Raw genomic sequence first — 12046 nt, forward strand, 5'->3', positions numbered from 1 at the left:
CTTAATGCCGCTGGTTGATCAAAAGATAAAGAAAGAACGGTGTCCCCAACACGGCGACAAAAATCCCGGCGGGCAGATCCAGTGGCAGAAACAGACTGCGCCCGATCAGGTCGGCCAGCACCACCAGATTCGCACCGACCAGAGCCGCCATGACCGCTTGCCCGGCAAACCCCGGAGCCACCAGGCGCTTGGCGATATGCGGCGCAATCAGGCCGACAAACGCAATCGCCCCGCCCCACGCCACCGCAGCGCCGGCCAGCGCCACGCTGACCATCAACAACCCGGCGCGCAGCCACTGCACCCGAACGCCGATACCTTGGGCCAGTGCATCATCCAGTTGCTGAAACCGCACCAGACGCGCCAGAAGTACCAGAATCGGCATGATCGCCAGCAGCCATTCCGCCAGGGCTCGAGGCTCAGGCCAACTCGCGCCATACACGCTGCCGGTCAACCAGACATAAGCAGAAAGCGTGGTGGTCAACGGACTGAACACCAGCATGAACGTTGTCAGCGCGGTCAGCAGCGCCGACACGCCGACCCCGATCAACACCAGCCGCAGCGGCGACGCTCCACGCTTCCAGGCCAACAGATAAATGCTCGACGCCGCCAGTCCGGCACCGCCCATTGCCGCCAGCGGCAGGTACTGCGGACCCAGCAGCACCGAGAAAAACGACAGGTACAACACCGCCGCCGCACTGGCACCACTGGTGATGCCCAACAGATCCGGGGACGCCAGCGGGTTACGGATGATGCTTTGCAGAATCAGTCCCGACACCGCCAATGCCGAGCCCACCAGCGCCGCCAGCAACAACCGCGGCAGCCGAAGCTGCTTGATGATGAACACCAGACGCTCATCCCCGCCCTGCCAGAGCAGTTGCACCACGGTCAGCGGCGACAGGTTGACCTTGCCAAGCGAAAGCACGCCCAGCATGACCATCGCCGTGAACACCAGCGCGGCGAGCAGACGCCAGAGGGTAGAAAGGTCAATGCGCCGCGAGAACCCTGCGCGCCGCAATATCAGCGAGTCATTCATAGCGCCCTCCTCGCCGCGCCAGCGCAATGAAGAACGGCGCACCGAACAACGCAGTCATGACGCCGACAGGCACTTCCTGCGGAAGGATCACCACCCGCGCCAGCGTATCGGCCAGCAGTAACAACATCGCACCGGCCAACGCGCAGCCCGACAACAACCAGCGATGGTCGACCGACAACCCCTTGCGCACCATGTGCGGCACCAGCAAGCCGATGAAACCGATGCTGCCGGCCAGCGCCACCGCACTGCCCGCCAGGCAGATGATCAGCACGCCGAGCAGTAGTCGGATCAACCCCGTCCGCTGCCCGAGCCCCGTCGCGATCGCCTCCCCGGCGTTGAGCACATTCACCTGCCCGGCCATCAACAATGCGCCGGCCATAGCCACCAGCACGACCACCAACAAAGGCGTCGCCAATCCCAGGTCGCGTTCGGACAGTGAACCTGCGAGCCAGAACAACACCGTATCCAGGCCTTCCTGATTGACCACCAGCAACGCTTGGCTGAACGCCGAAAACAGCGCCGTCATGGCCGCCCCCGCCAGTACGATGCGCAACGGATTGAGGCTGCCCTGCCCCCGATTGCCGATGATCCAGACCAGACTTCCGGCCACCGCCGCCCCCAGAAATGCACACCAGAGCCATTGCTGCGGAGCGCTCAAGGCAAACACCGACGTGCCGAGAATGATCGCGAACGTCGCGCCTGCGTTGATCCCGAACAGTCCCGGTGATGCCAGCGGATTGCGGGTCAGTGCCTGCATCAAGGCGCCGGCCACCGCCAGGCTGGAACCGACCGCGAGCGCCATCAGCGTCCGCGACAACCGCGTAGTCACCACCCATTCGTGGGACAGCCCCAACGCATCCGGATGGATCAGGACATCAAGAACCTGCGCCGGTGCGATCCAGTTCGCTCCCGCCGCCAGGCTCAACAACACGCTCGATAACAACCCCAGCAACAAGCCCAGAAGCTTCACGCCTTCTCTCATGAAGCGGCCTCCATGGCAGTCACTCGCGCAATCTCGTCAAGCATCAGGTTGGCCCCGAGAATGCCGCCGGACAGGCTCCAGGCCACATTGTCGACACGCCAGATCAGGCCATCGCGAGGCGCACGCAATTGCCGCCAAAGCGGATGCTGCACCAGGTTCTGATAATTGCGCTGTACGCCCTGACTCTCGCTGCGCTGGAAGATAAAAAACAGATCGGCATCAACGGCCGCAAGACTTTCCTTGCTGGTGATTTTCAGCGACACCCCGCGGGCTTCCCGGGCCGCTGGCGTCCAGGCAAAACCCAGCTCAGTCAGCACGGAGCCGGCAAAACTCGCTGGCAAATAGCTGCGGATGTGATCTTCACGAATATCCAGCACCGAAACCGTCAACGGCCAGCGCCCGGCGAATCGGGCCTGTAACTGTTGACGCAAGGCGACTACCCGCTGGTCCCACTGCACCAGCACCTGAGTCGCCTGCGCCTGACGATGCAACGCCGCCCCCATCAAGGCCAGCGTCTGTTTGAACTCGAACACTTCGTCGAGCATCACCACTGTGCCCATCTGCTCCAGCAGAGGGGCGATGCGTTGATGGCGAAAGCGCGAGCCGACAATCACATCCGGTCGCAGCAAGGCGATGTCTTCAAGGCTGGGCTGGGTTTCCAGCCCGACATGCGGCACGCCTTGCACGGCCGGGCGCAGATAGCGGTACATGGGCTTTTCGCTCCATGAATCGACAACCCCACACGGCGTCACTCCCAGCGCGACGGCACTGTCGGTCGCCCCTTGAAAAAGTGTCACCAGCCGCAACGGTTCCGCCAGCGCAATACGCGGCAGCGCCAGCATGCCGAGGGACAGGCGCATCAAACTGCGCCTGCCGATCAGCCCCTGAGGATCAACCGCCATGAGCCACTCGCTGGAACGGGTTGACCACTTCGCCCTTGCCGAACGGCATGCTCCCCGGCCCGCCGGCACGTTCGATCATCGGCGTCAGCAGCAATTTCTGCGGCCAGCGTGGCGCGTCGAACAGTTGACGCTGAAGCATGGCGCGGGCCGCGTCGTCAAAGTCGATTTGGCGGATCAGGGTCTCCAGCACCGTGCGCAAGGTTGTCCAGAGGGCCGTGACCGGCACGCTGTACACCGAGGACAACGTGTCGATGATGGCTCGCACATTGACCTGCACGGCCAGGGTCTGCAGCCAGAACAACAGGTCTTCCGGGCAATTGTGATAGAGGGTATTGGCATGGCCTTTCTTGATCCGGTACTGCGGGTCGGCCATGCCGTTGCGCTCCAGCCATGGCACGAATATGCGCAGCGAATCGTGATCGCGCAGCAGCAGGCCCTGAGCCTGACCGGCCTTCCAGACCAGCACCGCGTTCTGCCCGTGCACCTCCCCCAGCATACCCAGGCGGAACATGCGCAGGTTGACGTCGAAGAAGCGCTCGCACAATTCGCCGAACAGGGTCAGCACCGAACTGGCCTCGACGGGCAGTTGGCGATAGCTCATCCATTCATCGAAGAAGTGGCGCTGGCTACCGGGCAGCGGTGTGCCGAGCGCAGCCATTGGCAACAGGCGGCAATCGGGATCGTCGAGCAGCGCCTGCGGATAACTGCGCACCATCGCCGACAGGTGCCGAGGCGCCTCGTCGAATAGCGTCGCCTGCGGCGGCATGAAGGCCCACCACTTGCTTTCGTCACACAAGTGCAGGGTTTGCGCCAGCACCGGGTCGAGGGTTCGCACCTGGTGCAACAGTTTTTCGCTGAGCCCGCCGTTGATCATTTTCACCGCCGGCAGATAACGCGAGGCGCCCAGCGAATAGATCGCCATCGGCAGCTTGAGATAGTCGGCGCTGTCGAAGCAGGGCGTCATCGAGCGCAGCGACGAGGTGGCGAATACTGAAGCTTCCTGGAAATCCAGGCGTTGGCACACGCCACGGTCGAACTCGGCCCCCAGTTGTCCTTGCAGCACGTGCTCGAATTGCCACGGATGGACCGGCAGCGCGATATGCGTTTCGTCGATCCCCCGCGACGCCAGTTCGGCCGCCAGGCTTTTCTGCAAGTCCGCCGGCAGCAGATAGCGCGCCGGATAGATGGTTTCCAGGTCCGTCACCCCTTCCCCGCCCTGCAGCATGTCCTTGCGCACCGCGACCCAGTTCAACGCCACCGGCTCGGCGAATTCGGCCTGGTATTGCAGGTATTCGCTTTGCAGCAACCCCTGCTTGGCCTTGGCCAGCGGGTGGTACGGACGATCGCGCAGCGACGCCCACTGCTCCATGATCCGGAAGAACGTTGCCCCGTCCCGCGCCATCAGGTGCGTGTCGTCAACCTGATGTTCCTGCGACAGCGCGGTCTGCCAGATGCTGATGTGCAGCACTTCGAGAAACAGCGTCAGGCCTTTCTCGTTATCGGCAAAGCGTGGCCCCATGCCCGTGAACACGTGCTTCATGAACTCCACCGGGGACAGTCGCACCCAGTGTTCTTCCTGCCGGGCCAGCACGGCAGTGCCCGGGACTTTCTCCCACTGCTGGGTAATGCCGGGCCGCAGCGCGATGCTGATGAAACGCCGTTCCTGCGCGTCGCAGCACCATTCCCAGATATGTTCGCCATCAAGGACCGGTGCCTGCGGATGAGCCTGGCGCCATTGCCCGGCAGAAAGGATCGACAATGGCTCGCGGCCAAAAAAGTCTTCGGCCAACAGGCAGTCAATCAAGTCCTGCATCACGATGTCGGCGGCCTGAGTAGTGAATTTCATCGAATCAGTTTCCTTCTTGAGAAAGAGTGGCCAGTCGGGCCTGAAGGGCGCGAAACGCAATGCCGCGTTCGTCGCCAAGGACAAAGGCGTTGACCCCGCGCTCACGCCAGCGACTCAGGTCACCGCTCTGGCGAGGGATGGCGCAATACGCGATGCCAGCCGTGCGGGTGGCCTGCCAGGTGTCGAGCAGGGCTTGCTGCACGGGCGGTTGATCGATCTGCCAGGGCATGCCGAAGGACTGCGACAGGTCCGCCGCGCCTTCCAGAATCATGTCCAGGCCGGGCACCGCCGCGATCTCTGCGGCGCAACGCACGCCCTCGGCGCTTTCGATCATCGCCACCACCATGATCTGTTCGTTCGCTTCGGTCACGTACTGCGCCAGGCTGTGTTTGCCGAACGATCCGGGCCGTCCGGCATTGAGGCTGCGAACGCCCTGCGGGTGGTACTTGCACGCGGCGATGGCCGCCGCCACTTGCCCGGCGGATTCGATCATCGGCAGCACGATGCCTTGGGCACCACCGTCAAGCAGCCGCAACAGGGTTTTCGGATTCAGGTCCGCCACCCGCACCAGCGGCGTGATGCCGTAGGACTCGGCGGTACGAATCATGTTCTCGACGGTTTCCGGGTTGATCAGCACATGCTCCATGTCGATGATCACGAAGTCGAAACCGGCCTCAGCGATCAACTCGATGGCGGCTGGCGCCGGAATCGAGCTGATCAGACCGTACACCGCCTCCCCGGTCGCCAGTTTGCGTTTCAGTTGATTGACTCTCAGCATGCTTGCGGCCTGTGGACGTGCAATGGATTGGGCACCGACTTGAAACGCCGCTCGCCATCGCCAAGCAGACGACGCTTGGTCAACTCCTCCACTTCGTAATGCGGCGCGAACACGTCGAACAGGCCGAACCGGTCGCGGTGCTGCGGATGGGCCTGCTGGTAATCGAGGATCACTTCAGCGGTCATGCGCCAGAACTGCGCTTCTTCGAGCTGATAGTGCTGACGCAGGAAAATCGCCATCTCCGCCAGGCAGATGAAGAAGAAACAATCGCAGGAGAAATCCCGCACCGCGTTGACGTCGTCGGTCAGGATGAACGAGTTGCGATTGAGCCTTGCGTGACTGGCTGGCAGCGGCACCAGTTCAGGGCACAGTTCCGGGCGCGCCAGATGCGCAGGCGAGTAACGCACGCCATCGTGGAAGTCCTTCAGGGCGATCCGCTGCGGCCAGCCCTGTTTCACGATTAGCACGATATTCTGACCGTGGGATTCCATGCCAATGCCTTCGGCGTAAAGAATGTGGATGATCGGCGGCACCGTGACTTTCAGCAGTTGTCGGGTCCAGGCTTCAAGGCCGTACTCGCGGATCCACGCTTCGATAAAAGGCTGCTGCGGTGCATCGCCGTAGCGGTTTTCGACGTGGCTGAGGCCGTTGAACGGCACGGCCTGTTCGTCTGCCTTGAGGTACGAGTGCAGGCTTTCGCGCCAGATCGCACCGAGGGTGCCGTAGGTTTGCGCACTGCGCGACTGCGGCAGATGGCTGTAATCGAAACTGACGCCGGCCACTTCGCCGAGGATGACGAAATCCAGCGCACGGGCGGTGCTGTCACTGGCAATCAGTTGCTGCAGCCAGTCGGTGATGATCGGCCCGTTCATCACCGTGTGCCGCGCCAGGATCCGCGTGCTGGAGGTGTTGGTCATGCTCATCGCCAGTTTGACGTATGGCCGCTCTCTGGTTGTCGCATTGGCCAGCGTGCGAATCGACTGCTGCGCCTTGTACTGGTCATCCGACGTCCCGAGCCAGATCAGCTCGCCACTGGCCAGCTCCTTGTAGAACGCCGGAACAATCACGTTCTCCCACTGCCACGGGTGAACCGGCAGCACGGCATAGTCCTCGATGGACCGGCCCCGGCCAGCCAATTGATCGACGATCTGCTGCCAGCGCTGTGCGCCCACTTCCTGCTTGATGAACGCCGCAAAATCCATGTGCCGGGAATGATTGACCGACGCCCGATTGCGCGCGATCGCCAGCCAGACCACGTTGATCGGTGTCGCGAATTCCGGCCCGTAGGCCCGGTTGTCATCCAGCGAAAAGCCGATGCGCGACTTGTAGCAAGGGTGATAACTGTGGGCGTCCATGAAGTGCTGTTCCAGCGCGTCGACGTCCAGCTCATGGGGTGCGCAGTCGGCCGAGTAGCCCTGGCTGCGCGACTGCAGGTCCTTGAGTTCGGTCTGTTCCAGTTCCTGAATGAAGCGCGCCAGGTGCGGGCTGTCCTGATAGTCCTCCAGCAGTTCGGCCAAGGCCTGGTGCAGATCCGGCAGGCTGCGTTCGCCGTGGCTGTCCACGCGTTCCAGCGTTTGCGGATCAAGGCGAATCAATTGAAAACTGTCGCTGAGCAGGCCTTTGCAGCGGTACTCCACCGGCGACTGTTGCTCGTCGCGCCCCATCACCACGAAAAGCTGTTGGCCATTGTCTGTTGGCTGGTTGCGATAAGGCAGGACCGCTTCATAGAGCAACGTCTGCAACAACTGGCCAACGACCCGCTGCTGCACCTTTTGATAAATACCGGTATCGACGCTCGTCAGCCAGGCACCCGGCGTCGAAGACGGTTGAGAGAATGTCGAAAAAGTCGTCGTCATGTTCATACCTTCCAAAGATGCGTTAACGATGTTCGAGCGCGGCCGGCACAGGCTCGGCCGTCTCGTCGGAAAGAGGGAAACGCCAGGCACAAGGCAGTGCCAGCAGGATCAGCAGGCCGGTGGCAAAGAACACTTCGCTGATCGCCGAAGGTGTTGCCGTCAGTTGTGCCTCGGTACCGGCGGCAGCAAGGCGGAACTCCAGCCACAGCGATGCAATGACAATCGCGAGTGACGAAACCAGCCGCCGGGAAATGTTGTTCATCGCCGCGCCCTGGGTGACCATCGGCTCAGGCAAGGCATTGAGCCCGGCGGTGGTGACCGGCATGTAAGACAGTCCCAGGCCGGCGCCGCGAACCATCATCAAGCCGAACACCAGACCGATACCTGCGTCGCTCTTGAGCAAGCCCAGCGCCAGGGTCGACAGGCCCGTCAGCAACAGGCCGATCGCGACCACCCGCCGTGGCCCGTGGCGATCCAGTGCACTGCCGCCGATGCGCCCGAACAGGCTGGCGAACACCGCCGTGCACAACAGCGACAGGCCGGTCCAGACTGCGCTGTACCCCAGCACGGTCTGCACCAGCAGGGGCAGCAACACCAGGCACTCGAACATGCCCACCGACTGCACAACGGCAATGACCACGCTCAACCGGTAACCGCGCAAGGCGAAGATTCGCAGGTTGAGCAGCGGCGCCTCGCGGCGTAGCTCGACCCGGACGAACGCCACCAGACAGACCACCGCTGCCAGCAACATGCCGACGTTGGCCGGTTCGAGCAGCGTATCGGCGTGATGCATCCGGCTGATGGCGACCATCAACAAACCAATGCCCGAAGCGATCAGCACGTAGCCTGTCAGGTCGAAGGGTTTGCGCTCCGTCGGCTCGGAGTCCGGCAGAACGCCGAGCCCCATCAGCAGCGCAATCAGGCCGATCGGCACATTCATCAGAAACAGCGACCGCCAGCTGAACCACTCCAGCAGCAAGCTGCCGCACAGAGGCCCGACCGCAGGTGCGAGCATCACCGCCGCTCCCCACAGCCCCGTCACCCGGCCTCGCTCATCCTTGGCATACACCGAGAAAATGATCGCCAGCGACAACGGAATCATCAGCCCGCTGGCGATGCCCTGCACCACTCTCGCTGCGATGACCATGGCAATCGAATCTGCCAGCGCGCCCATCAGCGAACCGCCGATGAAAAGCGCCACGCCCCACAGATACAGGCGCTTGCGGCCCAGGCGCTGGCTGAGAAAACTGGTCAGCGGCATGGTCACGCCCATGCTGGTCATGAACCCCGCAACAATCCAGGTTGCCAGCAGCGGCCCGATCTCGAACGCCGTCATGAAGGCCGGCAATGCCGGATTCAGCGAGCTGTTGTTGAGGCTGACCGTGAGCGTGCCCAGAAGCACATTCAGCACCACCCAGCGCCGTGCGGGATTGAAACTCACTGCCACAGGCCGACTCCTTCGAGCAATGCGCCCCGATGCACGAAATGTTGTGGCGGCCGTGGATGGCAGAGGAAGTCGGCGTGGGAAATGTTGTAGCCGTAGGCCCCCGCCATGGGCAGTACCAGCAAGTCCCCGACTTCGACACCGGTGAGCGGCTGCTGCCGGCTCAGGACATCCTTGGGCGTACACAGTTGCCCGACCACGGTCCAGTTGCGCTCGGTCGATTCGGCGGTCGGGGGAGTCTGCGGCAGGTGAATCAGTGGGTGGTCATGGCTTTGCGCGGCCGGCAGGCGGAACTGATGAGTGCCGCCACGGCACACGATGAAGTGCTCGCCATGGCTGGTCTTGGTGTCCAGCACCTCGATCACGTAGTAACCACAGAACGCACTGATGTACCGCCCCGGCTCGAAGCGCAGGATCGGCGCATCGGGCTGATCGTCCAGGCGGCGTTCCAGATAACGGCACAGTCGCTGCCAGTCGAACCGCTGTCCGCCCAGATAATCGACGCCGATCCCGCCGCCGACATTCAGGTGGGTCAGTTGCTCCGGGTAGGCGGCCAGGGTTTTCCATTCGCCCCAGCGCTGCAAATAGAAATCGAGCAGTTGCTCGTGTCGCTCCACCGACATCTGGTGCGACATGGCATGCACATGAAAGCCCTTGAGGCACAAATGCGTGGCGCGATCGACCCGTTGCACTGCTTCGCCGAGCTCCGATTCATCGATGCCGAAGGGCGTCGCCGTGCCGGCCATGGCCAGTTTGCTCGACTGCTGTGCCGGGAGCTGAGGATTGATCCGAATAAACACCGGCTGTACCCGCCCCGCTTCATTGGCCAGCCGTTGCAGGCGCTCGATCTCGTTCAGGCTTTCAACGTGAATGGCTTCGACCTGATGGGCCAGCGCGGCACGCAAATCGGAATCGAGCTTGCCGGGGCCGGAAAACACATAGGGTTTGCGGATCGGACAAGTCATCACCCGCTCGATCTCGCCTCCCGAGGAAATTTCGAAACCACTGACCAGCGGCGCCAGAACCTCAAGCAAGGGCGCTTCGCTGTTGGCCTTGATCGCGTAATACAGCTCGACCTTCGGCGGCAGTGCGTCCATCACCTCGCGCACATGGGCCTGCAACGCGTCGAGGTCGTAGATGAATGCCGCCAGCGGATCCGGATTCGCGGCCCGAACACGATCGATCGCTTCCAGAACGGGAACCGTCAGATCAGCCATAACGGGCCTCCTCGCTCCAGGGTGAGACGAGCCTGACGTAGCCGGCGGCGCGATCCGCCTGGGCGCTCAGGCGCACTTTCAGATTGGTCTTGCAGGCGATCGGCTGACCGGCGATCAGCGCATCGAGTTCCGGCGTGGGACGTGTCAGCTCATCGCGTATGACACGCAGTTGGCGCTCCACCCGCTGCCACATCACAGGGGCCAGGTGCGGGCGTTCCCAGCTCAGGGCTAACACGGCTTCGGAGAGGTTGTTGATCATCAGGCAGTAGGAAATCCGGCTCCAGCCCTGCGCTCGACTGTACTGAAGCGACTGGCGCACCCGTGGGTGCAGCCCGACATCGATCTGCCGGATGCCCAGTTCTTCGGTGAGTTTCACCCCCTCGAAATCACGCAGCAGCAGCTGTTGCGGCTGGCCTGAATCGTGGACCAGCACTGTGTTCTGCAGATGCGGTTCCATCACCACGCCGTGGTTGAAGAACAACGCCAGCACCGGGCGCAGCAACAGGGCCTGGTAGCGGTCGAACCATTCCACCAGTTGTTCGTCGTCAGGTTCCTGGCCAAATGCCGCTTGCAGGAAGCCGTGCACCAGGGGGCGAGAATGGATGTCGTGGGCAAACAGAGTGCCGGCCATCACGCTGCGATCGGCACGGGAACGCAGGCAAAAGTTTTCCCGCAGGATCGCGCCGGTCTGTTCACGGAACCAATGGGCGTCCGCCTCACTGGCCTGGGGCGGCGCCCAGCTCATCGAACCGGGCTCGGCAATCACCGACAAACCTCCCAGCGTATCCGGCTGGGTTTGCAGAAGACGCTGGAACAGTTGATCGATGATCAGCGTGCTTTCCAGCTCATACCAGGCGTTCTTGCGCACGCAGTTGGTAATGCGCACATGCAGCGACCCCTTGATGAAGTAGTCATGACCTTCGATGTACCAGGTGCGCATCGACGCCGTGGGACTGGCGATCGGACCGGTGGCACCGTGATCGACAATGTCGCCCAGTTCGAGCAGTTGCTGCACGCGTCGGTCCTGAATGAACAACTGCGCCTGCACCGGGTGCATGCAAATCATCGCGTGACCGGGTCTGGCCCGCTGCTGATCGGCAAACCCGGCCATGACCTGGCTTTCATCGAGGCCGTTGGCGGTAACGCGCAGTCCTTGCCGAGGGACTTCGAACAGATGCAACGCGGTTTGCGCCTGAAACTCGGGGGCGTAGGTCTGCTGCGAAAGATGCGCCGGCCACAAGCGGGCCTTGGGTGCCGGATGATTGGGATGACCGAACCATAAACCCTGCTCGCTGGCCAGGTAGCTGCTGAGCGGTGCCGGGCGCTGATTGTCCATGTTGTGCGCCACGATCGCGGCTGTCAGACCCTGGCTCTGCAATACCTGGTCGAGCAGTTCTTCATTGCTGGCACGGGTCATGTGCTCGCAGGCACCCAGCAACTCTGCGGCAAACTCGGCGAAACCCAGGCAACGCCAATCCCCCTGACCCTGACGGGCATAGACGTCCGACAGATAACGATGGCTGCCTAGACGGTCACGACGATCGACCATGACAAAGAACTGTTGCTCATTGGGCAGGCTGATCGTCAGCGGAATGCCCTTCCACTGCAGGCCTTCCAGATAACAGCCAGGCGCGATGCCTTGCATATCACTGGGCCAGCGATAATCGAGGCAGTTTTCCGGCAAGGCGAACTCCTTGATCAAACAATTGAGCAAGGCGCGGGTACTCGCCAACTCACTGACCATTCTTGATACAACATTGCGATCTGCTTGATTCATAGGTACTCCACAGCAGCCCGTGAGGTCACTGGTTACGTTTGCCGGGACAAAGAACAAGCGCTTGCGCCAACTTACGGAGCGCACTACAGCAACTTTAAAAAAGTCATCCCGGCGAGAATTAAATAAACAATCGATTACCGAAAGTTTCTGAAAAAGCGCTCATCACTGAAGTGCTTTCTTTAAGCGGCGGTTCGACCATTCACCCTGATCG

At 62.1% G+C, this 12046-nt stretch carries 9 protein-coding genes; all 9 read right to left on the reverse strand.

What is annotated here, in order from left to right; all coding sequences use genetic code 11:
* Position 1: 1 nt before the first annotated feature.
* From KJY40_RS15400 to KJY40_RS15440, 9 genes are read right to left on the reverse strand one after another with little or no spacing between them, the layout of a single operon-like run.
* Entirely contained in the window at positions 2-1033 is a 1032-nt protein-coding gene (locus KJY40_RS15400) for a FecCD family ABC transporter permease (RefSeq protein WP_230730961.1), read from the reverse strand.
* A complete protein-coding gene (locus tag KJY40_RS15405; protein ID WP_230730963.1) occupies positions 1026-2015 on the reverse strand; it encodes a FecCD family ABC transporter permease in 990 nt (329 codons plus the stop codon). The genes KJY40_RS15400 and KJY40_RS15405 overlap by 8 nt, the downstream gene beginning before the upstream one ends.
* A complete protein-coding gene (locus tag KJY40_RS15410; protein WP_230737697.1) occupies positions 2012-2875 on the reverse strand; it encodes an ABC transporter substrate-binding protein in 864 nt (287 codons plus the stop codon). Before KJY40_RS15410 ends, KJY40_RS15405 begins: the two co-directional genes overlap by 4 nt.
* 31 nt (positions 2876-2906) lie before the next feature.
* Complete coding sequence (locus KJY40_RS15415) at positions 2907-4763, reverse strand: IucA/IucC family protein (protein ID WP_230730965.1); 1857 nt, start codon at positions 4761-4763, stop codon at positions 2907-2909.
* Between the two features lie 4 nt (positions 4764-4767).
* Positions 4768-5541: an HpcH/HpaI aldolase family protein gene (locus KJY40_RS15420; RefSeq protein ID WP_230730967.1), complete on the reverse strand. Its 774-nt coding sequence runs from the start codon at positions 5539-5541 to the stop codon at positions 4768-4770.
* Complete coding sequence (locus KJY40_RS15425) at positions 5535-7397, reverse strand: IucA/IucC family protein (RefSeq protein WP_230730969.1); 1863 nt, start codon at positions 7395-7397, stop codon at positions 5535-5537. The genes KJY40_RS15420 and KJY40_RS15425 overlap by 7 nt, the downstream gene beginning before the upstream one ends.
* Before the next feature lie 22 nt (positions 7398-7419).
* Entirely contained in the window at positions 7420-8838 is a 1419-nt protein-coding gene (locus tag KJY40_RS15430) for a DHA2 family efflux MFS transporter permease subunit (RefSeq protein WP_230737699.1), read from the reverse strand.
* Positions 8835-10058, reverse strand: a complete 1224-nt coding sequence (locus KJY40_RS15435; protein ID WP_230730971.1) for a type III PLP-dependent enzyme — start codon at positions 10056-10058, stop codon at positions 8835-8837. Before KJY40_RS15435 ends, KJY40_RS15430 begins: the two co-directional genes overlap by 4 nt.
* Entirely contained in the window at positions 10051-11835 is a 1785-nt protein-coding gene (locus KJY40_RS15440) for an IucA/IucC family protein (protein ID WP_230730974.1), read from the reverse strand. The genes KJY40_RS15435 and KJY40_RS15440 overlap by 8 nt, the downstream gene beginning before the upstream one ends.
* Positions 11836-12046 lie beyond the last annotated feature (211 nt).

This window comes from Pseudomonas fitomaticsae, assembly GCF_021018765.1.
GTDB classification, from domain to species: Bacteria; Pseudomonadota; Gammaproteobacteria; order Pseudomonadales; family Pseudomonadaceae; genus Aquipseudomonas; species Aquipseudomonas fitomaticsae.